This window comes from Flavobacteriales bacterium, from assembly GCA_016712535.1.
GTDB lineage: Bacteria > Bacteroidota > Bacteroidia > Flavobacteriales_F > PHOS-HE28 > PHOS-HE28.
In genome coordinates this window covers 1,877,169-1,903,731 of record JADJQW010000002.1, presented here as the reverse complement: position 1 = coordinate 1,903,731, position 26,563 = coordinate 1,877,169, and the positions used below count along the sequence as shown (strand labels likewise).

Sequence of the window (26,563 nt, the reverse complement as noted above, 5' to 3'; positions counted from 1 at the left end):
AGGGCCGCGAATGTAGGTGACGGGTCCACGCGCCGACCGCGATGCCGTCCGCCCTGCGCAACAAGCTGGTCATAGCCTCGATCCTTTCCCCCCGTATGTTCGCCCAATCATGCGCGAAGCAGCCTTCATCAAGCGCAACCAAGCGAAGTGGCAGCGCCTAGAGCGGAGCGTGGAAGGCCTTGCGCAGCTCAGCGGCGATGAGGCCAGCGCCCTCTACATCGAGCTGAACGACGACCTGAGCTACGCGCGCACCTTCTATCCGCGCAGCGCCGTGGTGGGCTACCTCAACGGCCTCGCCTTGCGCCTGCACCACCATATCTACCGCAACAAGCGTGTTCCGCGCGGGCGCTTCATCACCTTCTGGACGGAAGAGGTGCCCTTGGCCGTTTACGCCGCGCGGCGCGATCTGCTGCTCTCCTTCGCGGTGTTCGCCGTGGCAGTGCTGATCGGAGCCGTGAGCACGGCGCACGATGAGACCTTCCCACGCCTGATCCTGGGCGACTATTATGTTGACATGACCCTTGACAACATCCGCCAGGGCCGCCCCATGCATGTGTACGCCGATGAGGATGGGACCTTCATGTTCCTGCGCATCACCATCAACAACATCAAGGTGGCGCTCACAGCTTTCGTGGCGGGCATCTTCCTTAGCATCGGCGCCATCTACATCCTGGTGCGCAATGGCATCATGGTCGGCGCATTCCAGTGGTTCTTCCACGAGCAAGGGGTGCTGCGTGAGAGCGTGCTCACCATCTGGGTGCATGGCACCTTGGAGATCTCGGCCATCGTCATCGCGGGCGGCGCTGGGCTGTGCATCGGCAATGCATGGCTCTTCCCGGGCACCTACTCGCGAGGTGAGAGCTTCAGGCGCGGCGCCAAGACAGGCCTGAAAGTGGTGCTGGGGCTGGTGCCTGTCTTCATCCTGGCCGGATTCCTCGAGAGCTTCGTCACCCGTCACGCGCTCACGCTAAGGCCTTGGGTGGCCAGCACCATCATACTCGGATCACTCGCTTGGGTGATCTGGTACTTCATCATCCTCCCCTACCATGCACACCGACGAACCCGTTCAGCTGCGCAAAGCGCGTGATTTCGGACAGATCTTCTCGGACACCTTCGCCTTCCTGCGGCAGGAGTGGCGGCCTTTGATCCGGGCCATCGCGCTTGTGGGATTGCCGGCCGGGCTGATCGGCGGCTTCCTTTCCGGTGACGCGCTCGCAGGCGTGCAGCAGTTCCAGATCCGGGCTGATGGCGACCCCGAAGGCGCTCTGGCACTGCTCGGATCCAGCATGATCGGCCTGGTGCCCGGCATGCTGCTCCTATTGGTCGCGTGGTCGCTCGTGGTCGCCATGGTGCACGAATACCTGCGGGCGTACCACCTCGGCGAGCACCATCTGCTCCAATCCGGGGACATCATCAAGCGCGGCTTCGCACAGATCGGCCCCTACTTCGGCGCCTCCTTCCTGAGCGGATTGCTGGTGCTGCTCGGGCTCCTTCTTTGCGTTCTGCCTGCGATCTATCCGGCAACCGTGCTCTCGCTGGCGCTGGCGGCGCATGCCATCGAGCGCACGGGCGGCGCGGGCGCATTGGGGCGCTCCAACAATTTGGTGAGCGGAGACTTCTGGCCCACGCTCGGATTATCGATCGTGATGCTCATCGTGAAGGGCATCATCGACCAGGTCATCGTCCTGCCCTTCACCATCGCGGGCCTGGTGATCGGCGTGAATGCGGGACTGGAATCGGCCATGGAGGGCGGCCCGCTGGAATTGCCAGCGTGGATCAGCGTCTTCAATGCCATCAGCACCGCCGTGCAATGGTGCGCCCAGATGCTCACCTATCCCTTGGTGGCGGTGGCCTACGTGATGAAGTACTTCAGCCGCGTGGAAGAGACCGAGGGCATCGGGCTCAAGGAGAAGATCGCGGGCTTCGACCAAGCGTAGGAATGGGAAGGCTTCTGCTGCTCTTCGCGCTCTTGCTGGCGGCTGCTCCGGCCTTCACCAGCGCGCCTTCCGACAGCCTCGCCCCCGATGAGCGCCCTTCCGTGCGCGCGTTCAATTCAGACCGCATCGACCAGTTGCGCGCCGACCTCGACTACGACAGGGACCTGCGCCGGGCACCGAGCCTGTGGGACCGCTTCAAGCAATGGCTCTTCTATTGGCTGCAGCGCATCCTCGGCTCGCGCGCCGGGGGCTTCGTGGTGGACAACCTCATCTACCTCATCAGCTTCCTCGCGATCCTGCTCGCCATCGTGGTGCTGAGCCGCAACGGCCTGCGCAACATCTTCCATGGCGCACCGCGCAGCGTGGGGCAAGTGATCACGGCCGAAGAGGATATCCGCGCCATGGATATCCCATCGCTCATCGCGCAGGCCGAAGCCGCAGGCGACTGGCGCGGCGCCATCCGATTGCACTACCTGCTCGTGCTGCGCAAACTGGTGGACCAAGGGCTGCTCTCCTGGAGCCCTGAGCGCACCGACCGCGACTACATGCGGCAATTGAAGGACCCTGCGATGCGCGCGCGCTTCACGAATGCCGCGCTCATCTTCCAATGGGTCTGGTACGGCCACGCCGAAGTGGACCGCGCGCGCTACTCCTCGTTCCAGCGCCCCTTCCTTGAATTCGAGCAAGCCCCGGCGCGATGAACCGATTCGAGAAGCGCCTGCTGATAGGGCTTGGCCTGCTGATCGTGCTGCTGGCCGTGCTGGAATCACTCGCGCCGAAGCCGATGGATTGGTCGTGGTCGTTCTCGCGCCACCACAAAACGCCTTACGGCGCCAAGTACTTCTACGAGCGCCTGCCCGAGCTCTTCCCCGAGGTGCGCGCCGTCACCGACCCGATCACGACCACTGCGGGCGAGCGCCTCTATGACGAGCTCGCCTTGTCGGAACCGGTGAACCACGTGCTCATCAACCATCACCTTTCGCTCGATGGATATGCGGCAGAGCAACTGCTCGCCCTGGTGGCCATGGGCGATCACGCCTTCCTGTCCGCGCATTGGTTCGGCAACGACCTGGCTGATACGCTCAATATCACGGTGCAGCAGGATTTCAACGTGCAGGAAGACACCTGCGATATCCGCTTCGTGGGCGAGCAACGCATGGCCAACGGCGTTTTCCGCTTCGCGCGAGGGTTTCCTGGCGCCTTCTTCACCCGTTACGACACCGCCCGCACGCGCGTGGTGGCCGTTGATGGTGCCGCACGTCCCGTGCTGCTGCACATGCGCTGGGGCGATGGCCGCATCGTGCTTTGCAGCGCGCCCCTGGCCTTCACCAATTACAATCTGCTGAAGGACCGGAATGCGCAGTTCGCCGCTGCGGCGCTGAGCCTGTTGCCGCCGCGTCCGCTCTGGTGGGATGAGTACCAGAAGGCCGGCCGCATGGAGAACACCTCCTTCTTCCGCTTCGTGCTGAGCCAGCCTGCGCTGAAATGGGCGCTCTACCTCGCGGAATCGCTGCTCGTGCTCTTCACCTTGGTCTACGTGAGGCGCCAGCAGCGTGCCATTCCAGTGATGGAGCCTCCGCGCAACGCCAGCCGTGAGCTCGCCGATACCATCGGCCGCCTGTACTGGCACAAGGGCGATCATGCCGGCATCGCACGCACGCTCATCCAGCATTTCAAGGAGGATGCTCGCGCACGCGCGTACCTGCGCTCGTTCGCGTACGACGACGAGACCATCAGGCACCTCGCCACCAAAGCCGGCATGCCCACTGACGAGATGAGCCGCCGCCTCCGGAACCTCGAACGCATTGAAGCGGCGCCGCGCCTGAGCGAGGCCGAGCTGCTCGCGCTCAGCAACGAACTTCACGACCTGCGCCAACGCATCCCCTGATCCATGACCGACGAACACACCCCCTACATGCCGCCCGCGGCCCCCGGCCACATCCCTCCCCCAAGCGACGCCGCGCCGGACCACGGCGGCTTCGTGCCGCATGTGCCGCTCACCGAATTGCAGCTCGCTACCGAACGCTTGCGCCAGGAGGTGCGCAAGGTGATCGTGGGCCAGGAAGAAGTCGTCGAACTGCTGCTGGTCGCGCTGCTCAGCGATGGCCATGTGCTCATCGAGGGCGCGCCAGGACTGGCCAAGACGCTCATGGCGAAGCTGCTCGCTCGCTGCGTGCGCACCGGTTTCTCGCGCGTGCAGTTCACCCCGGACCTCATGCCCAGCGACCTGATCGGCACCAGCGTATTCGACCCGCGCACCACCGCTTTCGAGTTCCGTCCAGGCCCCATCTTCAGCAACATCGTGCTCGTGGATGAGATCAATCGCGCGCCTGCCAAGACGCAGAGCGCGCTCTTCGAGGCGATGGAGGAACGCCAGGTCACCGTGGATGGCCGCACCTATCCATTGGCACCGCCCTTCATGGTAGTGGCCACGCAGAACCCCATCGAGCAGGAAGGCACCTACCGCTTGCCGGAAGCGCAGCTCGACCGCTTCCTCTTCAAGCTGAATGTCGGCTATCCGACGGTGGAGGATGAGACCGCGATCCTGATGCGCGCACAGCAGGGCCGTGAGCTGCTCAGCGCCGATGCCATCATCCCGGTGATCGGCCCCGAGGAACTGGAGCGTGCACGCTGGCTCACGCGCCAGGTGCGATGCGAGGAGAAGCTCTTGCGCTACATCGCCGCCATCGTCGACCGCACGCGCCACGATGGCTCCTTGATGCTCGGCGCATCGCCGCGCGCATCGCTCGCCATCCTCAGTGCCTCGCGCTCCAGCGCTGCCGTCGCCGGCCGCGATTTCGTTACCCCCGAAGATGTGCAGGCCATGGCCCCCCATGTGCTCCGTCACCGCGTGCAGCTCACGCCCGAGCGCGAGATGGAAGGGCTCAGCCCTGACCAGGTGGTGCAGCAGCTCGTGAAGCAGATCGAAGTGCCGCGCTGACTATGACCCGTCAGCTGCGCAGCATCTTCCTCACCCGCCGCTTCTTCGGGATCGGCTGGGCCCTGGTGCTGCTCTTCGTGCTGGGCTGGGCGTGGGATCCACTGCTGGTGACAGCGAAGCTCTGTGCGCTGGCCTTCACGCTCGCGCTGGTTGCCGAGCTCTTCCTCCTCTTCGGCCCGCGCTCCGGCCTGCACGGTGCGCGACGGACGTACGACCGCTGGAGCAACGGCGACCAGAACCCGGTGACCATCGAGCTCGAGAGCGGTTACGGCATAGCCATGAGGCTGCGCGTGATGGACGAGCTCCCGCACCAGTTCCAGAAGCGCGACCTGGTGTTCCAGGGCGGCATCGGCGCGTGGGCGAAGCGGGAGTTCATTTACCATGTGCGGCCCGTGCAGCGGGGCTTGTACCGCTACGGCGCCATCAACGTCCTGGTGAGCAGCGTGCTCGGGCTGATGGAGCGGCGATTCGTGCTCGATGCGGATAAGGAAGTGGCCGTCTACCCGAGCTACCTGCAGCTGCGCAAGTACGAACTGCTCGCGATCAGCAACCGGCTCACGCTCGCGGGCATCAAGCGCATCCGCCGCGTGGCCCACCAGAGCGAATTCGAGCGGATCAAGGAATACGTGCCGGGCGACGACCGACGCACCGTGAACTGGAAGGCCAGCGCGCGCCGCGGCCGATTGATGGTGAACCAGTACCAGGACGAGAAGGCGCAACAGGTCTTCTCGCTGATCGACACCGGCCGGGTGATGAAGATGCCCTTCGAGGGCCTGAGCCTGCTCGACTACGCGATCAATGCCGCACTGGTGATCAGCAGCATCGCCATGCGAAAGGAGGACCGCGCCGGGCTGCTCACCTTCAGCAGCACCCCGCACGATTTCGTGCGCGCCAGCCGGCAGCGCGGCCATATGCAGCACATCCTCCAAGCGCTCTACGCCCAGGGCACCGACTACAAGGAGACCGACTTCGAAGCGCTCTACATGGCCGTGCGCCGCGAGCTGCACCAGCGCAGCCTGCTGCTGCTCTTCACCAACTACGGGAGCGTGCAGGCCATGCACCGCCAGCTGCCCTACCTGCAGCGGCTGGCGCGCCAGCACCTGGTGGTGCCCATCTTCTTCCTCAACACCGAGCTCGATGAGGACCTGCGCCACCTGCCCACCGACACGGAGCAGGTCTACGTGCGCGCCATCGCTGAGAAGATGGCCCATGAGAAGCGCCTCATCGCGCGCGAGCTCGAGCGACACGGCCTGCCCGCCATCCTCTGCCGACCGCAGGACCTCACGGTGAGCGTGATCAACCGGTACCTGGAAATAAAGGCGAGGGGACTGCTGTAGGCGAGCTTTGTCATGTGCTGCTCCCCCACCGCCAATACATTTGGCCGCTGAATCCCAACGCCATGACCGTAGCCACCAAGAAGAAGGTCCACAATTACAGCGCAGGCCCCTGCATCCTGCCGCAGGAGGTCTTTGAGCAGGCGGCGCAAGCCGTGCTCGACTTCGAGGGCAGCGGCCTCAGCATCCTGGAGATCAGCCACCGCAGCAAGCCCTTCGAGGCCGTGATGGCCAAGGCGCAAGCGCTGGTGAAGGAGCTGCTGGGCGCGCCGGACCATTACCAAGTGATCTTCCTCGGCGGAGGCGCCAGCCTGGGCTTCCATATGGTGCCGCTCAACTACATGAAGATGGGCGGCAAGAGCGCCTATGCGAACACCGGCGAATGGGCCTCGCGCGCCATCAAGGAGAGCAAGCTCGCCGGCGAAACCATGGTGGTGGCCAGCAGCGAGGACAAGAACTTCTGTTACATCCCCAAGGGCTTCGAGATCCCGGCGGATGCCGATTACTTCCACTTCACGAGCAACAACACCATCTTCGGAACGCAGTGGAAGCGATTCCCGAGGTCGCCCGTGCCGGTGGTGTGCGACATGAGCAGCGACATCTTCAGCCGTCCGGTGAACGTGGCCGACTTCGCGCTGATCTACGGCGGCGCGCAGAAGAACATGGGGCCCGCTGGCGCAACGGTCTACCTCTTCGACCCGGAGCGCACCGGCAACACCGGCCGCAAGCTCAGCCCCATGCTCGACCTGAAGAACCACGGCAGCAAGGAGAGCATGTACAACACGCCACCGGTGTTCGCCGTGTACGTGAGCATGCTCACCATGGAATGGATGAAGAGGTCCGGCGGAGTTGCCGAGATCGAGCGGCGCAACAACGCGAAGGCCAAGCTCCTGTACGATGCGGTGGACCGGCTGCCGCTCTTCAAAGGCACCGCCGCCATCGAGGACCGCAGCACCATGAACGCGTGCTTCGTGATGAGCGACGCCGCGCTGGAACCCGCCTTCGATGCCCTTTGGAAGGAAGCCGGCATCAGCGGCATCCGTGGGCACCGGAGCGTGGGCGGCTACCGCGCCAGCATGTACAATGCCCTGCCCATCGAGAGTGTGCAGGTGCTGGTGGACGTGATGGAGAATTTCGCACAGAAGAACGGATAGACCTTCAACCTTCGCCGAAGGCTTCGGCAGATACCATGCGCATACACGCCAACGACGGCATCTCGGCAGCAGCCAAGGCCCGCTTGCAGGAGGAAGGGTTCAACGTGACCACCGAGCACGTGCCGCAGGAGCAGCTCGCCACCTACTTGAACAAGGAAAAAGTGGATGTGCTGCTGGTGCGCAGCGCCACCAAGGCTCGTCGCGACCTGATCGACGCCTGCCCCAGCATCAAGCTCATCGGCCGGGGCGGCGTGGGCCTCGACAACATCGACGTGGCGCACGCCCGGAGCAAGAACATCCCGGTGGTGAACACTCCAGCCTCTTCCAGCATCAGTGTTGCCGAACTGGTGATCGCGCACCTCTTCACCCTGATGCGATCGCTGCATAAGAGCAACCGCCGCATGGCTGGTGAGGGCCGCACCAAGTTCAAGGAGCTGAAGAAGGAATACGAGAAGGGCTTCGAGCTTCGGGGCAAGACCCTCGGCGTGATCGGCTTCGGCCGCATCGGCCAATGGACCGCCCGCTATGCGCTGGGCTGCGGCATGAAGGTGATCTATTCCGACAACCACGCCACTGCCGACGTGCTGGAACTGGAGGTCGGCGGCGCGATCGTGCGCGTGCCCGTGAAGATGGTGAGCCTTGATGACCTCTTGAAGCGGAGCGATGCCGTGAGCCTGCACGTGCCCGCCCAGAAGGATGGCCGCCCGGTGCTGGGCAAGCGCGAGCTCGGCCTGATGAAGCCCGGAGCCGTGCTGGTGAACACAGCCAGGGGCGGCAGCGTGGATGAGGATGAATTGCTCGCGTCGATCAAGGAGGGCCGCTTGCGCGGAGCCGCGCTCGACGTGTTCTTGAATGAGCCCGAACCCCGAGCTGATGTGCTGGCCGAGCCCGGCTTGAGCCTGAGCCCGCACATCGGGGCCGCCACGGCCGAGGCCCAGGGCCGCGTTGGTGATGAGCTGGTGGAGCGCATCCTCGCTTGGCGCAGTGCCGCAACTGTGAGCTGAACGATCCGAGCGGGAGGGAACCACAGATGGACACGGATGCTCACGGATAAGCTCTGCATCCGGTCCATGCGCATCCGTGTCCATCCGAGGTCGGATTCCCCTCACAGCGCGCACAATCCTTGCGCCGCATGATCGAGCTGCGCCCCTTCCGTGCCTGGCGCCCCGCGCCAGAGCGAGCGCATCTGGTGGGTTCGCGCACCTACGTGTCCTACTCCGAGGAAGAGCTCGCGCAACGCCTTGCGGAGAACCCGCACAGCTTCCTGCATGTGCTGCGCCCCGACGATTCGAGCAACGCCAAGCTCACGCGCACGGAGCGCTTCCACCGCGTGCGCACGGCATTCAAGGGCTTCTGCGATGCAGGCACCATGGTGCGCGAGGAGCGTCCCGCCATTTACCTCTACGAGCAGGAATCTCGGGGCAATATCACGCGCGGCATCGTCTGCGGCGTGAGCACGCAAGCGTACCGCGATGGCCGGATCAAGGTGCATGAGCAGACGCTGACCGCGCGCGAGCAGCTGTTCGCCGAGTACCTCGGCAGCACGGGCATGAATGCTGAGCCGGTGCTTCTGGCCACGCCCGATGGCGCCGCGTGGGAGCCCTTGCTCGACCCGTTGCTGAATACGAGGCCCGCCTATGCCTATCGCACGCGCGACCTGGTGAGCCATCGCCTTTGGCCCATCACGGAACGGACCATGCATGAGCGTTTGCAGCGCGCCTTCGCCGAGGTGCCCGCGCTCTATATCGCCGATGGCCACCACCGGCTGGCGAGCAGCGCGCGCCTGGCCGGGTCGCGCGGCCTCACGGATGTGGATCCCGCCTTCTGGTGCCTGGCGTACATCGTGCCGCGCAAGCAGCTCTACGTATTCAATTTCGATCGCGTGGTGAGTGACTTCGGCGATTCGCACGAGGGCGCGTTCCTTGAGGCGTTGTCGCGGATCGGCAACTTGGCACCCGCACGGGGCCCCTTTGCCGCTCCGGGCATCATCGGGGTGCGCACGGAAAGGGGCTGGCACGCGCTAACGCTCCCTGCACTGAGTGAGCCCTGCGCAGCGGCCGATTGCCTGGATGCCGCACGCCTGAGCTCCTTGGTGCTCGGCCCGGTGCTCGGCATCCACGATCTGCGCACTGACCCCCGCGTGGGCTTTGTGCCCGGCACGGCTGGCACCGCCGAACTGGATCGGCGAGTGGAGCAAGGAGATGCTGCGGTCGCCTTCCACCTGCATCCGGTGAGCTTCGAGCAACTGAAGGCCGTCTCCGATGAGGGCGGCACCATGCCCCCGAAGAGCACCTACATCGAGCCGAAGCTGCGTAGCGGCATGCTGGTGTATTCGTTGGAGGAAGTTTGAATCACTCCGTGCCGGATCACCCACCTTGAAGAGGCTGATCGCTAATTCTTGATTCCTGATCGCTGATTCGCGCGGTCATTGGAATCAGGAGTAAACGGGCTCGGCATCGAAAGAGGCCGCTCGCATCGCAACTTCGCCGCATGCAGGAGAACACACCCTTGGCCGAGCGCATGCGCCCGCGCACCCTCGATGAGGTGGTGGGCCAGTCGCATCTGATCGGGCCGGATGGCGTGCTGCGCAAGGCCTTGGCGGGCGGTATGCTGCCGAGCATGATCCTGTGGGGCCAGCCGGGCGTGGGCAAGACCACGCTCGCCCGCTTGATCGCGCAAGGGCTGACGCGCCCATTCCATACGCTGAGCGCGATCAACAGCGGCGTGAAGGATGTGCGCGAAGTGATCGAGCAAGCCGGCGGCGCAGGCCTCTTCGCACGAAGCGCCGTGCTCTTCATCGACGAGATCCACCGTTTCAGCAAGGCACAGCAGGACAGCTTGCTCGGCGCCGTGGAGAAAGGCACCATCACCTTGATCGGCGCCACCACGGAGAACCCGAGCTTCGAGGTGATCGGTGCGCTGCTCTCGCGCTGCCAGGTGTACGTGCTCGAGCCGTTGGCCGAAGAGCAGCTCCTGGAGCTCCTGCAGCGGGCCATGGCAAATGATGCGGAGCTGAGGGCGCGCAGCATCGAGCTGCGCGAGTCCGCGGCGCTGATGCGCGCCAGCGGCGGCGATGCGCGGCGGCTGCTGAACACATTCGAGCTCTGCGTGAAGGCCGCCGGTGACCCGGCCGTGATCACCGATGCGCTCGTGGCCGAGGTGGCGCGGACCTCAGCGCGCTATGACAAGCAGGGCGAGCAGCACTACGACATCGTGAGCGCCTTCATCAAGAGCATGCGCGGCAGCGATCCCAACGCGGCGGTATACTGGCTGGCGCGCATGGTCGAGGGCGGCGAGGACCCGCTCTTCATCGCGCGCCGCATGGTGATCCTGGCCAGCGAGGACATCGGCAATGCCAACCCGAATGCGCTGCTGATGGCCACCACCGCGATGCAGGCCGTGCAGATGATCGGTTGGCCGGAAGGCCGCATCATCCTCAGCCAATGCGCGGTGTACCTGGCCTGTTCGCCGAAGAGCAATGCGAGCTACCTGGCCATCGGAGCCGCCCAGGCCGAAGTGCGGCGCAGCGGAGACCTGCCCGTGCCGCTGCACCTGCGGAATGCCCCAACGAAGCTGATGAAGGATCTCGGCTACGGCTCGGATTACCAGTACAGCCATGATGGAGCCGGCAACTTCGTGGATCAGGAATTCCTGCCCGAAGCGATCAGCGGGAAGTCCTTCTATGCGCCGGGAGACAATCCGAAGGAGCAGGAATACGCACGGATGCTGGAACGGCTGTGGAACGGCAAGTACTTGGGGAAATCTGAAACATGATCGCTGAAGCGCCGAATCGCTCCCGGCTTTGCTTCAGCATTCGCATTTCCTTGAGCAGGCTCACCCGGCCCGCTCCTGCTCCAGGAACTGCTGGTGCATATCGTAGATGATGCCGAGGCTCACCATCAGGCCTCCGATGGACTGCTCGAACATCTGCCAGATGATATCCACCACCACGTGCGCCATGCCATGCTTCGCGAAGCTCATGCCCAGCACGAAGATCACCAGGTACACGAAGAAGCCGATGCCCGCCGATAGCAGCATGGACATGAAGGGGAAAGCCTTCTTCAAGGAGATCCACTCATACGCCACGGCTTTGTGCGTGGCAATGGTCTGACCCAAGCCCAGCACCAGGTACACCACGGCTGCCAGTGCGAGGTAGAGCCACTTCGGCACCGTGAGGTCCTGCATATCACTGAGCACTACCCCATGCCAGACGTAGGACATGCCGTACATGACCGCGGTCGAGAGCAGCCAAGGAAGCAGGATGAAGCGTCGGAGCGGATTCATGCGTCTAGGACCCAGGCAATGTTACGGAAGCGGACCGCCAATGGAGGTGACGGATGCTAGCCCTACATTGCCACACATGGAGAACGAGCAGAGGCGTGGCGTGGTTGCCTTGCTGCTGGCGGCAGTTATCATCGGCGCTGCGCCCGCCTGCCGCAAGGTGAGCGAGAAGCCCACTTGGGACATCGACCTGCTGGCCCCGTTGGTGCGCACCACCTTCACCCTGCGCGATCTGCTGCCCGATTCGCTCCTGGTCACGGACCCTGATGGCTCGGTGACGCTGGTGTACAGCGGCGAGCTATTCGACCTGAACCTCGACACGGTGCTCACCGCTCCCGACACCACCTTCGCTTACCGCTACGGCCTTCCCTTCGCCGGTCCGCTGGACCTGCCCGCCGGCGTGAACTTCTTCAACCAGGTCGATGTGCAGCGCTTCGACCTCGATGACCTCGCGCTGCGGCAGCTGATCCTGCGCGAAGGCACCCTGGAACTGCGCATGACCAACATGGTGCAGAGCCGCATCCTCGGGTCCATCGAGATTCCCGCAGCGCAATTCGCCGATGGCGGCACCACCCTGAATACCGAGGCCGACGCCGGAACGCCAGCACAGCCCACGGTATCGATCTCCACACGCGACCTCGCCGGAGCCCGATTCGACCTGCGCGGCCCTCAATTGAATACCGTGAACACGGTGCAGACCATCGTGGGTGCGCGGCTCGACCCCGACGGCCAAGGCGCCACCATCACCGACCAGGACAGCCTGATCCTGGAGGCCAGCTACTTCGGCCTCGTGCCCGAATACGCGCGCGGCTTCTTCGGACAGCGCGAGGTGAGCGCAGGTCCTGCTGAAGAAGACCTCGGCCTCTTCGACGCGCTCGTGGGCGGGACGCTCGACCTTGATGCAGCCACGCTCAAGCTGAAGGTGGAGAACGGCTTCGGGGTTGACCTGCAGCTGCGCATGCGCGAGCTCACAGCCATCAACACGCGAACCGGCAACGAGGTCCAACTCGCTCATGCGCTCTTCAACGGCCCGCTGAACCTCACGCGCGCGCTCGATCTGGGCACAGGTCCGCAGCCCACCTATGCGGAGCGCACGCTCAACGTGGGCAACAGCAACCTCACGGATTTCATCGAATCGCTCCCCGATCGCGCGCGCTACCGGATCGACCTCGCGCTGAATCCGCTCGGCGATATCAGCAACGGCAACGACTTCCTTTACCACAGCAGCAAGCTCAAGGCGAGCATCGATCTCGAGGTGCCTCTTCGGCTGATCGCGAATGAGCTGACCTTGCAGAGCATCAGCACGCCGGACCTGCCCGGCACCGCCGAAGGGCATGCCCTCCGCAGCGGAACCCTGCGCCTCTTCGCCACAAATGGCTTCCCCATGGCCGCTCGCATCGTGCTCGACCTCATCGATGGCGATGACGATGTGATCGGCAGCATACCGGTGAATGGCATCGCAGCATCGGGCGTACTTGGTGCGGACGGCCTGGTCGTGAACCGGACCAACAGCCAGCTCTCGGCGGAATTGGACGAAGCCCTTGTCGACCTGCTGTATTCGGGCGCCCGACTGCGCACGCGCGTGGCTTTCACGACCGCTGACCAGAGCCAGCACTTGCGCCTGCTCGACAGCTACGCCCTCGACCTGCAGGTGACGCTCGAGGCCAACTACATGGTGAATGGCGATGAGTAGGTGGGCCACGCTCCTGGCTTTCTCATCAGCATTGGCCGTGGCGCAGGCGCAGCAAGCGCTGCCGAGTGACCCGCTTCCGCCGCGACCGCCAGACAGGCTGCACGCCCTGATCGCTGCGCACGACCGCGCGCTCATCGTTGAAGGCGGCCTCGATTACAACGCCAACAGCCTGTTGAACGAGATGCCCGTCGGGCTCTGGCGCGGCGCCTACCTGGACCGCGAACTGCGCGCTCGCTCACGCGACGCCATGCGCATCCGCAACAGTGCGGGCTACCTCATCGATGCACGCGTCACCTATGTCGGACCTGTGCAGGAGCGCTGGCGCCCGGAGGTAAGCGTGGCGCATCATGAGCACATGGGCGTGCGTTTCCCTGCGGACCTTTTCAACCTCACCTTCTTCGGCAACGCTGGCTACGCCGAGCGCCGCGCCGACCTCGGCCCTTCGGCCTTCACGCGCGTGCGTTTCCAGACCATCGGTGCGGGCGTGCGCCATGCCCGCCAGTCGCACTATGCGCGCATCGATCTGGTGATGGGCCAGAGCCACGATGCCGCCGACATCCGCTGGGCCGACCTGTTCACCGGCGCCGATGGCCGCGTGCTGCGCGCCAATGTGAACGGCGATTACCTCCGGAGCGACACGGTCAATAGCGCCATCGGCACCTTGAACGGCCTGGGCCTCTCCTTCTCAGGCCGATGGCAAGCGCCCATCACGCGCAACCTGCGCGGCATGCTGATCGAATTCGAGGCGCAGGATTTCGGATTCTGCTCGTGGGGCCGCGGAAGCCAGCGCCTCACGCGCGACACCGCTTTGGCCTTCGAGGGCCTCACCGTGGACAATATCCTCGAACTCGATCAGGCGCTGCTCAGCGAAGAGAGCATCCTCGATACGCTGGGCATCCGATTCTCCACGTCACCTTATACCGCTTGGCTTCCCTTCCGCTTGAGCGCGCGGCTGCGGGGGCAGTTAAGCGATCGTTGGAAAGGCTCCATCACCGTTGATCAACGGAACCTGCCAGGTTACGCGCCGCAAGTGGCCCTCGCTGCGGAGCATGCCGTGGGCTCGGACACTGATGCCGGCCTCACGCTGAGCATGGGCGGCTTCGGCGGATTGCGGTTAGGAGCCAGCGCAACGCATGTGATCGCGGAGCACTGGATGCTCGTGGCCTCCACGCCGCACCTGCCAGCCTTCTTCACGCAGCGCACGCGCGGTGCTGGCTTCGCATTCCAAATGGCCTATGTGTTCTGAGCCCATGAGCAAGCTCAGCCCGAAGCAAGCACGCCATGCAACAGAGGCCAAGATCCGGGAAGGTCTCAGCCGGCAGCAGGCGTTCGATGGACTCAAGGCCGAAGGCACGGGCCTCGAACCTCGACGTGAAGAGCACAGCGGACCAACGGACGGTCATCATCTTCCCGCCTGAGCCCGTTCATCCTTGAGCCCATGCCCTGGCTGTTCCTCGTCATCGCCGGCCTGTTCGAAGTAGGCTTCGCCACTTGCCTGGGCCAGGCCAAGATGGCGGAGGGCAGCACGCGCCTGGCCTGGCTCGCGGGATTCGCCGTTTGCCTCACGATCAGCATGCTTCTGCTCTACAGGGCTGCGCAAGCGCTTCCCATCGGCACAGCGTACGCGGTGTGGACAGGCATCGGCGCGGCGGGCACCGCACTGGTGGGCATCGCGCTCTTCAAGGAACCCGCTGACTTCTGGCGACTCTTCTTCCTCTTCACATTGATCGCCTCCATCGTGGGGCTGAAGACCGTGACGCGCTAGCGCTCAAGCCCCGCTCCGCCATAGCAGCGATGCATCGCCGTAGCTGAGGAAGCGGTAGCCATTGGCCAGCGCATGCCCGTAGATGCGTCGCCAATCGGGCCCGACAAAGGCGGCCACGAGCAGCAGCAAGGTGCTCTGCGGCTGATGGAAATTGGTGATCAAACCCTCCGCGATCCGGAATCGATAGCCCGGAGCGATGAGCAATCGCGTGCGCCCGCTCAGCAGCGATTCGCCACGCGCATCCAGATCGGCGATCACGGCTTGCAAGGCGTCAGTGGCTGAAGGCTCCGCTCCGGCACGATCATAAGGCTCCCACTGTCCCACGTCCATCGATGCGGCTTGTTCGCCATGGATCAATCGCACACCATGCCAATAGAGGCTCTCCAGGGTTCGCATCGCCGTGGTGCCCACCGCAACGATTGGCCCCGCGCCTGCTTGATCGACGATGGCGCGCAATGCATCACGCGCTATCCGCACCTCCTCTTGGTGCATGGAATGGCCATCCATGCGCTCGCTCTTCACCGGAAGGAAGGTCCCAGCGCCCACGTGCAGGGTGAGCCTTGCCCGCTCGACATCCTTCCGAGCGAGCTGATCCAGCAGCGCTGGCGTGAAGTGCAGGCTTGCCGTGGGCGCGGCCACTGAGCCTTGATGCTCGGCGAATACCGTGTTGTAGCGCTCCTTGTCCGCTGGTGCATCAGCGCGCTTCATGTAGGGCGGCAAGGGCACATGACCCAATGCATCGAGCACCTGCGAGAAGCTGAGCGCTCTAGGCTCCCATGCGAATCGGACCTGCTCGATGCCGGTGCGCACGGCACGCAACACAAGCCCATCCGCTCGCAGCAATAGCTCCTCCCCTTCGCGCCAGCGCTTGGCGTTGCCAATGAAGCAATGCCAGGTGCTCCCGTCCCTTGCTTCGAAGGCGAGTTCAACGGGAGCGCCATCAACCGGAGAAAGGCAGAGCACTTCGATGCGCCCCCCGGTGCTGCGGTGGAAGACCAGTCGGGCATTCACCACCCGCGTATCGTTGAGCACGAGCAAGGAACCCGATGGAAGCTCGTCCGCGATCCCGCTGAACACGCGATCCGTGATCCGGCCATCGCGCCAGACCAGCAGCTTGCTGGCATCGCGGTCCGCGAGGGGCTGCTGCGCGATGCGCTCCTCCGGCAAGGCATACGTGAAATCGGCGATGGAAAGCCCGCGCGGATGCATGCTGCATGTCCGGTCCTGCCGGAACGGGCGCGAAGATCGATGCTGCGATCAGCGCTTCACCAACCGAGCGAAGAGGCGCTCAACCGCGGAACTGAGCTCCACCGTATAGGCACCTGGAGATGCGTCCTTCAGGTCGATGAACAGGAGCTCTCCCGTTCCGCGCTGATCCAGCACCATGCGGCCTGTAGCATCGAGCACGCGGATCCGCATGGCGCCGGCGCCGCGCTGCCGGATCATGACCTCGCCTTCGGTTGGATTGGGCCAGATGCTGACCCCCTCAGCGGAGGGCTCCTCTACGCTTACGATCCCGAGCGCTTCGGTGATGGCGCGGTAGGCGTTCACCTTGCCCATGCCCCAGCGCAAGCTGCCACCGGCCGGGATCACGCCCGTGTGCACATCCGTCCTAGCGGTGGATTTGATGGCCTCCTTCACTTGGGCCGGCGTAAGCGTTGGGTCGGCATCGAGCAGAAGCGCTGCGATGCCCGCCACCACCGGCGACGACATGCTGGTGCCGGAAAGACGCGCGAACGCGTAAGGCTGGCCTTGGAAAGTGATGGTCTGGTTGGGGTTGTAGCTCGCGTCGGTGAAGGAGCTGATGGCCGAAGACACGCTCATCCCCGGGGCAGCGATGTCGGGCTTCACGCGTTCATCGAGGGTGGGGCCGAACGAGGAGAACGAGGCGATGGTGCCGCCTTGCACGCTGCCGTTGCTCAAGAGGTATTCGCTGCTGAAGGCCGCCACGCTGATCAGGCTCTCGGTCGTGGCCGGCTCACTGATGCCGTACTGGGTATCGCCCGCGGCCCAGCCCGCCACGGAGGCTTGAAAGGCTTGTCCCCAATTGCCCACGTCGGTCACCAGTTCGGTGATGTTCCACGCGTGCACGGTGCCGCTGGGGGCGGTGGCCTTCAGCACCACTTTCAAGTAGGCGCTTCGGTTCTTCACCCGGAGCCGGAAATGCGGGCGGCCATTGAGCGGATGCGCCGCATCGGCGGTGAGGTTGAAGAAGACCGTGTCGTTGCCGACCACGATCAGGCTGTCGGAATACGGCTGCTGCGTGGCCGTGTTGTACCACGGCGATTCGGCCTGCACCTGATTGCTGTTGTTGGTGATGAGGAAGCCGGCGCTGAAGGCTTGTCCGGCTTCGCCCCACAGGCTGATGCTCTGTCCCCACATGTTCGCATTGGCGGCGTAGTTGTAGAACTGGATGCGCGAGCGGAGCGTGTCGCCGGTGAAGGCCTTCTTCAGGTGGAACTGCACATCGCCGTTGTTGCCGGCCGAGTTCACGAAGACCACGCCTTGGGCCGAGAGCGCATCGATGGCCTGGCTCAGGAGTGAGTTGCCGTCGAGCGTGCCGATATGATGCAACCCCCAGCTCTGGTTGATCACGAGGCGCTTCTGGTCAGCATCGGCGATCTGCTTCATCCAAGCGTAGCAATCGATCACGGCGGCTGCATCGATCAACCAGGTGGCCAGCAGGAATTGCGACTCGAAGGCCACCCCGCGATAGGGCGTCCCAGCACCGCTTCCGCCCGTGATGCCCGCCACGTGCGTGCCGTGGTAATGGTAGCTGTAGATGTTCGCCGTGTCGGATCCAGCGGCCATCAGCTCAGCAGGACTGCTGTACTCGGTTCCATAGGGGAATCCGGCCGGTGAAGGCCCGGCTTGCTTGTATTGGTCCCACGCCGCGCGTATGCGGGTCTGTGTGAGCAACGTGTCGTAGAGGTCAGGGTGCGTGTAGTCGAATCCCCAGTCGCAGATGCCGATGAGCACATCGCGTCCGGTGTAGGGCATAGGCAAGTTGATGCCGCGATGGACGCTGTCAGCGCGCGTGGTCCAGAGCACTTTATCCATGTCCGGGCGCGCCTGACCGGCCAATTCGAGGTAACCGATGCCGGGAATCGCGAGCGCTTCCTCCAAATGGTAGGCATCGACCCGGATGGAAACGATGCCACCGATGCGCGCGCCGATGGTGACATTCCCGCTCGCGGCAGCGGCTGGGTCGAATCCGTCATCCTCCTTTCCAAGGAAGCCCACCATGCAACGGCCGTGCACCCACGCCACCGGATGGACGCCTTGAGCGAGTTCCGAGAGCTTGCGTGCATCCGGCTCCTTTTCGGCAAGGGCCTTCAGGAAAGCGATGTCGGCCCTGGTGGCCGCGGGCATCTTGGGCTGCGCGATCAAGGAAGAGACCAGCAGCGAGCACGCAAAGGCAGTGAAGATCCGCATCGGCATTGATTGAAGGACCGAAGTAACGGCACCCTCGCCGTCCGCCGGCAACGATCCTACTTTCGCACGCTTTCAGTTGATTGATGAGTGCCGACCGATTGATGCAGCTGCGGGCCTGGCTCGCCGAAGAGCCGGGCGACGCCTTCCTGCGCTATGCGATCGCCTTGGAGCTGAAACGGCTGGGCGAATCGGAGCAGGCCATCGCGAGCCTTGAATCGCTGCTCGGCGAGAAGCCTGAGCATATCCCCAGCTACTACCAGCTCGCCGTATTGCTGGCCGAGCTGAGCCGGTTCGATGAGGCCATCGCGTGCTGCGAGGCCGGCATGCTGCGCTGCATCGTGGCTGGCGACCAGAAGGCTCGGAACGAGCTCGCTGCGCTGAAAGAAGGGATCGCCGACGCATGAAGCGGCGAGGCTGGAAACCCTGGCTCTTGCGCGCGGCTCTTGCCTGGGTGCTCTTCGTCGCGCTTGTTTCCGTTGCGCTCCATCCCTATTGGGCGGTGACACGCGCCAGCGGCAGCCGCACATTGGTGGTTGAGGGCTGGATGCATGACCAAGGCCTGGAAGCCGCGGCCGATCGATTCAAAGAAGGCGGATACGAGCGGATCGTGGTCACCGGCACGGAAAGGCCATTCGCCTACTACTTGGATCAAGGCGATACGCTCATGCTTCAACTCCCCGCTCCCCGCAAAGCGACGGTTGATCTGCGCATGACGGGATTGCCGGGGGAAACGATCATCGTGCAAGCCGATGGCCGTCCGATCATCCACCATGCGCTCGGGAAGCACGAAGAGTCCTTGCACGCTTCTGCGCAAGCGCTCGGCTCGGTGAGGATCATCGTGGCGACGCCGGGCGCCCTGCCTGCGTCCCATGCTGCGGCCTTCCTCAAAGGACTGCGCATCAATGGCGTCAACGCGCACGGTGAAAACGTCCATGTGAGCATCGCGCATGCTGATGGCTCACGCACTGAGGGCACGCCGAGCTTCGCGCACCACGGCAAGCAGAAGCTCCTCGCCTTGGGCATCGATGCGGCCCGCATCACCGTGCTTCCATCGTGGAGGGTGGAGCGCAGCAAGACCTATAGCGCCGCGCGTGACATGGATGCGTACGCCCGGCTGAACGGCATCGCCGCCTACGATGTGGCAACGCTCGCGGTGCACGCGCGCCGCACCTGGAAGATGCATCGCATCGCGCGTCAGGGATCGCCGGTGGGCATCGTGGCGCTCGACGACCCATGGTGCCGCCGCTGGAGCTGGTGGGGCAATTACTACGGGTGGTACCAGGTGATCAAGGAGAGCATCGCCTTGCCCGCGCCCTGGCTGGTGGACAGGCTGAGCGAGGAAAAGGAGGGTCTCAGCGCACCAGAGCCTCGGTGACCACCGTGCCTGTGCATGCATCGGGCACCGTCATGCCCACGATCATGCTGATAGTGGGCACGATATCGGTGATGGACGTGCGGCGCAGCACGCTTCCCGGACGAATGCCCTGACCATAGAACAGGATGGGAACGTGCGTATCGTAATTCCAGCCGCTGCCATGCGTTGTGCCCTTGGCCGGTGCGGCCCCGTAGCCCTCGAAGTAGCCCGGGCGATAGGCGAAGAGCACATCGCCGCTGCGCTGCGGCATGAACCCGCGCTGGAGCGAGCGCCGAAGGCCCTCCGTGTATGCGAAGCGCGAGAGGTCGCTCGCGGTGATCGCCTCGGCGATGAGGGGATCCGAAAGCAGGAAATCCGCTGCTGCGCGTTGCACGCGCTCGGCGTCGAGCTTCTTCGCGCGGATCAGCGAATCGTTGAGGAAGACCTGCTCGTTGATCAGGCGACGCACCCACTTCCCCGGGCCGAAACGCCGCGCAAGCTCGGCATTCAGCTCGCGCTCCATGGCCGCCGCATCCGGATAGCCAGCGCTTCCCTTCAGTGAAGCGAGGTATGCGGGCACATCCAACGCCGCGTGATCCGCAGTGAGGAACACCGTGTACGCATCCGGTCCCACGCGTTCGTCGAGTTCCTCGAGCAGCCGCGCGATGTCCAGATCCAGGCGCAGGTACATGTCCTCCAGCTCGATGGCGCGCGGTCCAACGCGGTGACCGAGGATGTCAGGACTGCTGTAACTGAGCGCGAGCAGGTCGGTGGCCGCGTCGGCGCCGAGCTGCTCGGCTTCGATGGCGGCGAGGGCGAAGTCGGTTGTGAGCGTATTGCCCCACGGCGTGTAAGCGATGATGCCGGTCGACCCGCTCGCTTTGTGCAGAACCGTCAGGTCAATGGGCAAAGTGGGTGCGCCGGCCCCGGTGAGGGGGATCTCATACGGGTTGTCATCCGGAAGCGGCGAGTGGTATCGATCACGCGGCAGCAGGAGATCCCAAGTGCGCCCGAGGTAGCTAGCCGCCAAGCGCTCGCCGTTGAAGCGCTCCACCCACGGCGGCAATTCGCGCATGTACCAGGTGCTCGTGCCGAAAGCGCCGTCAGTTCCGCCGCCGAACCAATACGCTGCATCGCCGGTGCGCCCAATGGGGAGGATGGCTCCGCGGTCCTTGAAGGCAATGCCGATGGTGCGGCTCCGGCCATCGAAGCGCCGCTCCAGTTCATCGGCGATGGTCGTTGCCAGAAGGTTCATCGGCGACTTGCGGCCGGCCACGCTATCGATGCCCAGACCGTGGATGGTGTCCGGACCGGCAGCGCAGTAGAGCGTCCCGCCGGTGGCGCGCGCATACATATCATTGGCCACCACGCCGTGCCGTGAAGGGGTGGTCCCGGTGAAGATGCTGGCATGCCCCGGCCCTGTCTCGGTAGGCACGTAATCAAAGTGCGCATCCCGTAGGAAGGCGCCCTTCGTGCAGAGCCGCTTGAATCCGCCTTCGCCGTAATTGTCCCAGTAGCGGTAGATGTAATCGGTGCGCATCTGGTCGATCACGATGCCGACGATGAGCTTGGGCGGTTGCTGGTAGGCCGGCGGTTGTGCGAAATGGGCTAACGATGCAAGCAAGAGCATGCTGACGTGCAGGATGCGCAACGCGTTCAGATGCGTCACGCCAGAGGATGCGCAGAGCGCCCTATACCTCGGCTCACTAAAGGATCCGTGCAGCATTGGTGAGCCAACGGGTCGCGCTCGCATCGCTTCACGGAGCCTCGCAGTGACAGCCTCACTTGCCCTTAGTGACGTGGTACGCGGGAAATGGCTCATGAGCTCTTGGCAATGATATAGAACACGGCCAGGCAAGCAACCACGCCGATGGCGATGTTGGCCGCTGCCATCAACGCCTGCCCTTCGCGCAGCAGCAGGAAATTCTCATAGCTGAACGTGCTGAAGGTGCTGAAGCCGCCGCAGAATCCAACGGCGATCATGGCCTTCAGCGCATCGCGGCCTTCGAACTGAGGCTGCATGCGGAGAATGAGCCACGCGAGCATCCCGGTGGCGAGGACGTTGGCGAGGAGCGTTGCCCAAGGAAAGGCGCCCTTCAAGCCGATGGCCAGCACCACGCGCGTGACGCCGAAGCGCGCCACGCTGCCAAGCCCGCCACCGATGAAGACCGCGATCCAGGTGTTCATGATGCCGAAGCTCGTGCTTGCGCGATGAAGCGCCTGAAGGTGAGCGCCGCAAGTGAACCGATCGTTGCCCCGTAGAGGCCGCCCACCAGCACATCACCGGGGTAATGCTTGCCGAGATAGACACGGCTGTAGGCGATGAGCCCGGCCCATGCGAGCAAGGCCACCACCGCCCAGCGCGGCTTGCGGTTGAGCACGCTGATCATGAATACCGCGATGGCGAAGTGGTTGCTGGCGTGCGAGGACACGAAGCCGAATCGGCCGCCGCAATCCTTATGAACCAAGTGGACGAGCCCGTTAAGCGATGGCTCATGGCACGGGCGCAGGCGCTCTACCGTCTCCTTGAAGAGCAGCACGGAGCCTTTGTCGCTGAAGAGGATCATGACGGCGATCAGCGGCAGCGACCAGAGCAGCGCGCGATCGCCATGCCGCTTGAGGATGAGCCAGAGGAAGAAGGCGTACACCGGGAACCACAGCACCATGCTGCTGGCGGCCTCCATGAACACGTCGAAGAAGCGCGAATGCGCGCCATTGATCGCCAGGAAGGCCTCGCGGTCGATGGCTTCGAGGCGCTCCCAGCTGCTCATGCGCTCCACTCCGGGAATTCCGACCTCTGCTCCACGGGCCGGTGCAGCAGCCTCCAAAGCTTGTCCTTGAGCTCATCGAGGCCGATGCGGGCCACGCTGCTGATGAGCACGCTATCCACATCCTTCGGCAGTTCCTTGCGGAGCTGCTCCATCATCTCAGCATCCAGCATGTCGCACTTGGTGACGGCGAGGAGGCGCTCCTTGTCGAGCAGTTCCGGCGAGTACTCCTTCAGCTCATTCACCAGCACACGGTAGTCGTGCGCGATATCGTTGCTGTCCGCGGGCACCATGAAGAGCAGCACGCTGTTGCGCTCGATGTGGCGAAGGAAGCGCAGTCCGAGTCCTTTGCCTTCATGCGCGCCCTCGATGATGCCGGGGATATCGGCCATCACGAAGCTCTGGTGGTCGCGGTAAGGCACCATGCCGAGGTTGGGCGTGAGCGTGGTGAAGGCGTAATCGGCGATCTTGGGCTTGGCTGCCGTGATCACGCTGAGCAAGGTGCTCTTGCCGGCATTGGGGAATCCCACGAGGCCCACATCGGCCAGCACCTTCAGCTCCAGCTTGAACCACTTCTGCTGACCGGGCTCGCCGGGTTGCGCGAAGCGCGGTGTCTGGAAGGTGCTGCTATGGAAGTGCTGGTTGCCGAGCCCGCCGCGGCCGCCTTTAAGCAGGACCACCTCTTGTCCGTGCTCAGTGATATCGAAGAGGGCCTCACCGGTCTCATCGTCCTTGGCCACCGTGCCCAGCGGCACCTCGATCACCACATCCTTGCCGCTCAGCCCGCTGCTCTGATTGCTGGTGCCCATGGCGCCATCCTCGGCGATCACGTGCTTGGTGTAGCGCAGGTGCAGCAGGGTCCAGAGCTGGCTGTTGCCGCGCAGGATCACATTGCCGCCACGGCCGCCATCGCCGCCATCGGGACCGCCCTTGGGCATGAACTTCTCTCGGCGCAGGTGCGCGCTCCCTTTGCCGCCCTTGCCGGAGCGCGCCTCGATGCGGATGTGGTCGATGAAGTTCATGCCGTTCGATCGCAGGTGGTGGATTGAAGGTTGGAGGTTGAAGGTTGTCCGCTCCGGTAATCGCTACTCAACCTGATCCTCCCTTCGGCGGGAATGCCTGCATCATTCAACACTCAACCGACAGCTTGGATCAACCGCTGCGTGATCTCCCCGATGCCCCCCACCCCATTGATCGCTTTGAACTTGCCCTGCGCAGAGTAGTACTCCTTCAGCGGAGCGGTCTTGTTCTCGTACTCACGGATCCGGTTCCTGACCACTGCTTCATCCTGATCATCGGCACGGCCGCTGGTGGCGCCCCGGCCCAACAAGCGCTTCACCAGTTCCTCCTCGGGCACTTCGAGCGCGAGCATCACCGTGATGGGCTCGCTCTTCGCATTCAGCATGCCATCGAGCGCTTCGGCCTGTGCCTTGGTGCGCGGGAAGCCATCGAAGATGAAGCCCTCGGCCTTGTTGTTGGCGTCGAGCTTGTTGCGGATCATGCCGATCACAATGTCGTCGCTGACGAGCTCGCCGCGGCCCATGATCTCCTGCGCCATCAGGCCCAGCTCGGTGCCCGCATCCTTCTCGGCGCGGAGGATATCGCCCGTGCTCAGGTGAACGAGGCTGTACCGGTTGATGAGGAATTCACTCTGTGTGCCCTTGCCGGCGCCCGGTGGGCCGAAGAGTACGATGTTCAGTTTGCTCATGTCTTGTGAAAGCGCCTTGCGGCTCAGGGTTCTGCGATCTTGAGGATGCCGGGCAGGTTGCGACCAAGACCATCGTGGTCGAGGCCGCTGCCCACCACGAAGGCGCTGGGGATGTTGAGCGCCACGAAGTCGATGGGGATCTCCTGCTTATAGGCATCGGGCTTGAAGAGCAATGCAGCGATGCGCACGCTGGCGGGGTGGTGCTCAGCCAACGCGTCCATGATGTAGCGGATGGTGCTGCCGGTATCCACGATATCCTCGAGCACCACGACATGGCGGCCCTCGACGCGCTCGCTCAGTCCGATGAGCTCGCTCACCTTGCCGGTGCTCCGGGTGCCATGGTAGCTGGCCACCTTCACGAAGGTGACCTCGCACTCGATGCTGAGGCGCTTCACGAGTTCCGCAGCGAAGAAGAAAGCCCCGTTGAGCACGCCTATGAGCAAGGGACGCTTGCCCGCGTAATCGGCATTCAACCGGGAAGCCACCCGGTCAATCGCAGCAGCTACCTCCTCCTCCGGGATGAAGGGCACGAAGTCCAGATCATGCAAACGCACTCGCGACATGGGCGGCGAAGGTAGGATTCGGGCCGCGGGCCTTCGGCATCAAGGCATCACCTGCCTGTGACACGCGCTTCCCCCGCCGTGGGCGACCTTCGCCCGCGGAAATCAGTCTTCACGGATATCCGACCCATGCAGTTGAGCATCATGCACAGGATCACGCTTGCACCGGCACTGCTGTCCTTTGCAGCCGCACAGGCCCAGCCCTGCGCCGGCAGCATCGACCTCGGTCCCGATATCACGCTCTGCGATGGACAGACCGCGCTGCTCTCGCCGGGCACGGGCTACCTGAGCTATTCGTGGACCGGCGGCACCACCGGCAGCTCGCTCATGGTAGGCACGGCCGGCGTGTACTACTGCACGGTGCAGGAGCTCGATGCCGGCTCGAACCTGGTGGTGAACGGTGATTTCTCCGCTGGTGCCAGCGGCTTCACAAGCGGTTACATCCCCGGCACGGGCGGAACTTGGGGTCTACTGTCCAACGAAGGCCAGTATGCCGTGGCGAGCAACGCCAGCGCCACGCACAGCAACTTCCCGCCTTGCACCGATCACACCGGTGGGGGCAACATGATGGTGGTGAACGGCGCAGCCACCGCAGGCGTCCCGGTATGGTGCCAATCAATCACCGTTGCGCCCAATACGAGCTATGCGTTCTCGGCCTGGCTGTCGTCCATGGTCGCGCAGAATCCAGCGGTGCTCCAATTCACGATCAACGGTCAGCCCTTGGGCAACACCTTCACAGCGGCTTCCAGCACCTGCCAGTGGAACCAATTCTACCAGATCTGGGCATCGGGCAGCAATACCACGGCAGACATCTGCATCACCAACCAGAACACCTTCGCCAGCGGCAACGATTTCGCGCTCGACGACATCTCCTTCACGCCTTTCTGCGATTACACCGACAGCGCAACGGTGATCGTGAACCCCTACCCCGAACCGGACCTTGGCCCCGATCAGGTGATCTGCGGCGGCGGCACGGTAGTGCTGGATGCCACCACGCCCATGGTGGACACCTACGTTTGGAACGATGGCCTGGCTTCCGGTGCGCAGCTCACCGTGACCACCAGCGGCACCTATTGGGTGAATGTGCTCAATGGCGCATGCTTCGGCCGCGATTCCGTGGATGTGACCTTCGTTCCGCAGCCGAGCGTGGACCTCGGTCCCGATCGAACAGCCTGCACTGGCGATAGCGTGGTGCTCTTCGCCGGAGCGCTCGACGCCGACTACCTCTGGCACGATGGCTCCACGCAGGACTCATGGACCGGCTACGCGAGCGGCGTGGCCTGGGTGCAGATCGCCCAAGGGCCATGTGCCGCATCGGATACGGTGATGATCACGCTCGACGCATGCGACGTGGTGGTGGTGATCCCCAATGTGTTCACACCGAACGGCGATGACCAGAACGCGCAGTTCAGGCCCATCACGCTTGAAGGCGTTGACAACCTCGAGCTCCTGGTCTTCAATCGCTGGGGTGCCATGGTTTACAAGGCCAAGGGCCTGGACTTCGCTTGGGACGGCCGTTCGTCGGCCGGTGAAGTTGTTCCCGATGGCACGTACTTCTGGACGCTCACCTACAGCGGGCCGAAAGGACCGGACCAGCAGCACGGCACGGTCACGCTGCTCCGCTGATCAGCAG

At 64.0% G+C, this 26,563-nt stretch carries 26 protein-coding genes; 17 read left to right on the top strand and 9 right to left on the bottom strand.

What is annotated here, in order from left to right:
- Nucleotides 1-109: 109 nt before the first annotated feature.
- From IPK70_07830 to IPK70_07785, 10 genes are all read left to right on the top strand, one after another.
- Nucleotides 110-1,087 carry a stage II sporulation protein M gene (locus tag IPK70_07830; protein ID MBK8227071.1) on the top strand — a complete coding sequence of 326 codons (978 nt, stop codon included), beginning with the start codon at nucleotides 110-112 and terminating at the stop codon, nucleotides 1,085-1,087.
- Nucleotides 1,047-1,937, top strand: coding sequence for a hypothetical protein (locus IPK70_07825; GenBank protein MBK8227070.1), 891 nt, complete (start codon nucleotides 1,047-1,049; stop codon nucleotides 1,935-1,937). The genes IPK70_07830 and IPK70_07825 overlap by 41 nt, the downstream gene beginning before the upstream one ends.
- Nucleotides 1,938-1,939: 2 nt before the next feature.
- Nucleotides 1,940-2,638 (top strand): DUF4129 domain-containing protein, encoded by a 699-nt coding sequence (locus IPK70_07820; GenBank protein MBK8227069.1) that lies wholly within the window; start codon nucleotides 1,940-1,942, stop codon nucleotides 2,636-2,638.
- On the top strand, nucleotides 2,635-3,825 hold the full coding sequence (locus IPK70_07815) for a hypothetical protein (GenBank protein ID MBK8227068.1): 1,191 nt from the start codon (nucleotides 2,635-2,637) through the stop codon (nucleotides 3,823-3,825). Before IPK70_07820 ends, IPK70_07815 begins: the two co-directional genes overlap by 4 nt.
- A gap of 27 nt (nucleotides 3,826-3,852) precedes the next feature.
- Entirely contained in the window at nucleotides 3,853-4,878 is a 1,026-nt protein-coding gene (locus tag IPK70_07810; protein MBK8227067.1) for a MoxR family ATPase, read from the top strand.
- 2 nt (nucleotides 4,879-4,880) lie between these two features.
- Nucleotides 4,881-6,215 carry a DUF58 domain-containing protein gene (locus IPK70_07805; GenBank protein ID MBK8227066.1) on the top strand — a complete coding sequence of 445 codons (1,335 nt, stop codon included), beginning with the start codon at nucleotides 4,881-4,883 and terminating at the stop codon, nucleotides 6,213-6,215.
- A 62-nt stretch (nucleotides 6,216-6,277) separates the two neighbouring features.
- Nucleotides 6,278-7,366, top strand: coding sequence for a 3-phosphoserine/phosphohydroxythreonine transaminase (serC, locus tag IPK70_07800; GenBank protein ID MBK8227065.1), 1,089 nt, complete (start codon nucleotides 6,278-6,280; stop codon nucleotides 7,364-7,366).
- 35 nt (nucleotides 7,367-7,401) lie between these two features.
- Nucleotides 7,402-8,370, top strand: coding sequence for a D-2-hydroxyacid dehydrogenase (locus tag IPK70_07795; protein ID MBK8227064.1), 969 nt, complete (start codon nucleotides 7,402-7,404; stop codon nucleotides 8,368-8,370).
- A gap of 128 nt (nucleotides 8,371-8,498) precedes the next feature.
- Nucleotides 8,499-9,716 (top strand): DUF1015 domain-containing protein, encoded by a 1,218-nt coding sequence (locus IPK70_07790; protein ID MBK8227063.1) that lies wholly within the window; start codon nucleotides 8,499-8,501, stop codon nucleotides 9,714-9,716.
- A 140-nt stretch (nucleotides 9,717-9,856) separates the two neighbouring features.
- The gene (locus IPK70_07785) at nucleotides 9,857-11,140 is read left to right on the top strand and encodes a replication-associated recombination protein A (GenBank protein ID MBK8227062.1); all 1,284 of its coding nucleotides are present in this window, start codon (nucleotides 9,857-9,859) and stop codon (nucleotides 11,138-11,140) included.
- 60 nt (nucleotides 11,141-11,200) lie between these two features.
- On the opposite strand, the gene IPK70_07780 is transcribed toward IPK70_07785, so the two are convergent.
- The gene (locus IPK70_07780; protein ID MBK8227061.1) at nucleotides 11,201-11,650 is read right to left on the bottom strand and encodes a hypothetical protein; all 450 of its coding nucleotides are present in this window, start codon (nucleotides 11,648-11,650) and stop codon (nucleotides 11,201-11,203) included.
- Between the two features lie 76 nt (nucleotides 11,651-11,726).
- Between IPK70_07780 and IPK70_07775 the strand changes: the two genes are divergently transcribed.
- From IPK70_07775 to IPK70_07760, 4 genes are read left to right on the top strand one after another with little or no spacing between them, the layout of a single operon-like run.
- Nucleotides 11,727-13,340 (top strand): hypothetical protein, encoded by a 1,614-nt coding sequence (locus IPK70_07775; GenBank protein MBK8227060.1) that lies wholly within the window; start codon nucleotides 11,727-11,729, stop codon nucleotides 13,338-13,340.
- The gene (locus IPK70_07770; GenBank protein MBK8227059.1) at nucleotides 13,327-14,586 is read left to right on the top strand and encodes a hypothetical protein; all 1,260 of its coding nucleotides are present in this window, start codon (nucleotides 13,327-13,329) and stop codon (nucleotides 14,584-14,586) included. Before IPK70_07775 ends, IPK70_07770 begins: the two co-directional genes overlap by 14 nt.
- A 4-nt stretch (nucleotides 14,587-14,590) precedes the next feature.
- Nucleotides 14,591-14,758 (top strand): hypothetical protein, encoded by a 168-nt coding sequence (locus IPK70_07765; protein ID MBK8227058.1) that lies wholly within the window; start codon nucleotides 14,591-14,593, stop codon nucleotides 14,756-14,758.
- 20 nt (nucleotides 14,759-14,778) lie between these two features.
- Nucleotides 14,779-15,105 carry a multidrug efflux SMR transporter gene (locus IPK70_07760; GenBank protein ID MBK8227057.1) on the top strand — a complete coding sequence of 109 codons (327 nt, stop codon included), beginning with the start codon at nucleotides 14,779-14,781 and terminating at the stop codon, nucleotides 15,103-15,105.
- A 3-nt stretch (nucleotides 15,106-15,108) separates the two neighbouring features.
- Here IPK70_07760 and IPK70_07755 read toward each other — a convergent pair whose 3' ends face one another.
- Both IPK70_07755 and IPK70_07750 read right to left on the bottom strand, forming a co-directional pair.
- Complete coding sequence (locus IPK70_07755; protein ID MBK8227056.1) at nucleotides 15,109-16,314, bottom strand: S-adenosylmethionine:tRNA ribosyltransferase-isomerase; 1,206 nt, start codon at nucleotides 16,312-16,314, stop codon at nucleotides 15,109-15,111.
- A 48-nt stretch (nucleotides 16,315-16,362) separates the two neighbouring features.
- Nucleotides 16,363-18,540 carry a S8 family serine peptidase gene (locus IPK70_07750; GenBank protein ID MBK8227055.1) on the bottom strand — a complete coding sequence of 726 codons (2,178 nt, stop codon included), beginning with the start codon at nucleotides 18,538-18,540 and terminating at the stop codon, nucleotides 16,363-16,365.
- An 83-nt stretch (nucleotides 18,541-18,623) separates the two neighbouring features.
- On the opposite strand from IPK70_07750, the gene IPK70_07745 reads away from it, so the two are divergent.
- Both IPK70_07745 and IPK70_07740 read left to right on the top strand, forming a co-directional pair.
- Nucleotides 18,624-18,944, top strand: a complete 321-nt coding sequence (locus tag IPK70_07745) for a tetratricopeptide repeat protein (GenBank protein ID MBK8227054.1) — start codon at nucleotides 18,624-18,626, stop codon at nucleotides 18,942-18,944.
- A 26-nt stretch (nucleotides 18,945-18,970) separates the two neighbouring features.
- Nucleotides 18,971-19,915 (top strand): hypothetical protein, encoded by a 945-nt coding sequence (locus IPK70_07740; protein MBK8227053.1) that lies wholly within the window; start codon nucleotides 18,971-18,973, stop codon nucleotides 19,913-19,915.
- Here the strand turns inward: IPK70_07740 and IPK70_07735 are convergent.
- From IPK70_07735 to hpt, 6 genes are all read right to left on the bottom strand, one after another.
- On the bottom strand, nucleotides 19,893-21,563 hold the full coding sequence (locus IPK70_07735) for an alkaline phosphatase family protein (GenBank protein MBK8227052.1): 1,671 nt from the start codon (nucleotides 21,561-21,563) through the stop codon (nucleotides 19,893-19,895). The two genes, IPK70_07740 and IPK70_07735, sit on opposite strands and share 23 nt — an antisense overlap.
- A 149-nt stretch (nucleotides 21,564-21,712) precedes the next feature.
- Nucleotides 21,713-22,081 (bottom strand): CrcB family protein, encoded by a 369-nt coding sequence (locus IPK70_07730; GenBank protein ID MBK8227051.1) that lies wholly within the window; start codon nucleotides 22,079-22,081, stop codon nucleotides 21,713-21,715.
- Nucleotides 22,078-22,665, bottom strand: coding sequence for a phosphatase PAP2 family protein (locus IPK70_07725; protein ID MBK8227050.1), 588 nt, complete (start codon nucleotides 22,663-22,665; stop codon nucleotides 22,078-22,080). The genes IPK70_07730 and IPK70_07725 overlap by 4 nt, the downstream gene beginning before the upstream one ends.
- Nucleotides 22,662-23,684 (bottom strand): GTPase ObgE, encoded by a 1,023-nt coding sequence (gene obgE / locus IPK70_07720; protein MBK8227049.1) that lies wholly within the window; start codon nucleotides 23,682-23,684, stop codon nucleotides 22,662-22,664. The genes IPK70_07725 and obgE overlap by 4 nt, the downstream gene beginning before the upstream one ends.
- Before the next feature lie 113 nt (nucleotides 23,685-23,797).
- The gene (locus tag IPK70_07715) at nucleotides 23,798-24,370 is read right to left on the bottom strand and encodes an adenylate kinase (GenBank protein MBK8227048.1); all 573 of its coding nucleotides are present in this window, start codon (nucleotides 24,368-24,370) and stop codon (nucleotides 23,798-23,800) included.
- A gap of 23 nt (nucleotides 24,371-24,393) precedes the next feature.
- Nucleotides 24,394-24,933 (bottom strand): hypoxanthine phosphoribosyltransferase, encoded by a 540-nt coding sequence (gene hpt, locus IPK70_07710; GenBank protein MBK8227047.1) that lies wholly within the window; start codon nucleotides 24,931-24,933, stop codon nucleotides 24,394-24,396.
- Nucleotides 24,934-25,074: 141 nt separating this feature from the next.
- On the opposite strand from hpt, the gene IPK70_07705 reads away from it, so the two are divergent.
- A complete protein-coding gene (locus tag IPK70_07705) occupies nucleotides 25,075-26,556 on the top strand; it encodes a gliding motility-associated C-terminal domain-containing protein (GenBank protein MBK8227046.1) in 1,482 nt (493 codons plus the stop codon).
- The last annotated feature ends 7 nt before the right edge of the window (nucleotides 26,557-26,563 follow it).

What these genes read in the sequence shown, in the direction of transcription:
- IPK70_07830 (MBK8227071.1), top strand. Translation starts at nt 110, where the DNA reads ATGCGCGAAGCAGCCTTCATCAAGCGCAACCAAGCGAAGTGGCAGCGC.
- IPK70_07825 (MBK8227070.1), top strand. Translation starts at nt 1,047, where the DNA reads ATGCACACCGACGAACCCGTTCAGCTGCGCAAAGCGCGTGATTTCGGA.
- IPK70_07820 (MBK8227069.1), top strand. Translation starts at nt 1,940, where the DNA reads ATGGGAAGGCTTCTGCTGCTCTTCGCGCTCTTGCTGGCGGCTGCTCCG.
- IPK70_07815 (MBK8227068.1), top strand. Translation starts at nt 2,635, where the DNA reads ATGAACCGATTCGAGAAGCGCCTGCTGATAGGGCTTGGCCTGCTGATC.
- IPK70_07810 (MBK8227067.1), top strand. Translation starts at nt 3,853, where the DNA reads ATGCCGCCCGCGGCCCCCGGCCACATCCCTCCCCCAAGCGACGCCGCG.
- IPK70_07805 (MBK8227066.1), top strand. Translation starts at nt 4,881, where the DNA reads ATGACCCGTCAGCTGCGCAGCATCTTCCTCACCCGCCGCTTCTTCGGG.
- serC (MBK8227065.1), top strand. Translation starts at nt 6,278, where the DNA reads ATGACCGTAGCCACCAAGAAGAAGGTCCACAATTACAGCGCAGGCCCC.
- IPK70_07795 (MBK8227064.1), top strand. Translation starts at nt 7,402, where the DNA reads ATGCGCATACACGCCAACGACGGCATCTCGGCAGCAGCCAAGGCCCGC.
- IPK70_07790 (MBK8227063.1), top strand. Translation starts at nt 8,499, where the DNA reads ATGATCGAGCTGCGCCCCTTCCGTGCCTGGCGCCCCGCGCCAGAGCGA.
- IPK70_07785 (MBK8227062.1), top strand. Translation starts at nt 9,857, where the DNA reads ATGCAGGAGAACACACCCTTGGCCGAGCGCATGCGCCCGCGCACCCTC.
- IPK70_07780 (MBK8227061.1), bottom strand. Translation starts at nt 11,650, where the DNA reads ATGAATCCGCTCCGACGCTTCATCCTGCTTCCTTGGCTGCTCTCGACC.
- IPK70_07775 (MBK8227060.1), top strand. Translation starts at nt 11,727, where the DNA reads ATGGAGAACGAGCAGAGGCGTGGCGTGGTTGCCTTGCTGCTGGCGGCA.
- IPK70_07770 (MBK8227059.1), top strand. Translation starts at nt 13,327, where the DNA reads ATGGCGATGAGTAGGTGGGCCACGCTCCTGGCTTTCTCATCAGCATTG.
- IPK70_07765 (MBK8227058.1), top strand. Translation starts at nt 14,591, where the DNA reads ATGAGCAAGCTCAGCCCGAAGCAAGCACGCCATGCAACAGAGGCCAAG.
- IPK70_07760 (MBK8227057.1), top strand. Translation starts at nt 14,779, where the DNA reads ATGCCCTGGCTGTTCCTCGTCATCGCCGGCCTGTTCGAAGTAGGCTTC.
- IPK70_07755 (MBK8227056.1), bottom strand. Translation starts at nt 16,314, where the DNA reads ATGCATCCGCGCGGGCTTTCCATCGCCGATTTCACGTATGCCTTGCCG.
- IPK70_07750 (MBK8227055.1), bottom strand. Translation starts at nt 18,540, where the DNA reads ATGCGGATCTTCACTGCCTTTGCGTGCTCGCTGCTGGTCTCTTCCTTG.
- IPK70_07745 (MBK8227054.1), top strand. Translation starts at nt 18,624, where the DNA reads ATGAGTGCCGACCGATTGATGCAGCTGCGGGCCTGGCTCGCCGAAGAG.
- IPK70_07730 (MBK8227051.1), bottom strand. Translation starts at nt 22,081, where the DNA reads ATGAACACCTGGATCGCGGTCTTCATCGGTGGCGGGCTTGGCAGCGTG.
- IPK70_07725 (MBK8227050.1), bottom strand. Translation starts at nt 22,665, where the DNA reads ATGAGCAGCTGGGAGCGCCTCGAAGCCATCGACCGCGAGGCCTTCCTG.
- obgE (MBK8227049.1), bottom strand. Translation starts at nt 23,684, where the DNA reads ATGAACTTCATCGACCACATCCGCATCGAGGCGCGCTCCGGCAAGGGC.
- IPK70_07715 (MBK8227048.1), bottom strand. Translation starts at nt 24,370, where the DNA reads ATGAGCAAACTGAACATCGTACTCTTCGGCCCACCGGGCGCCGGCAAG.
- hpt (MBK8227047.1), bottom strand. Translation starts at nt 24,933, where the DNA reads ATGTCGCGAGTGCGTTTGCATGATCTGGACTTCGTGCCCTTCATCCCG.
- IPK70_07705 (MBK8227046.1), top strand. Translation starts at nt 25,075, where the DNA reads ATGCACAGGATCACGCTTGCACCGGCACTGCTGTCCTTTGCAGCCGCA.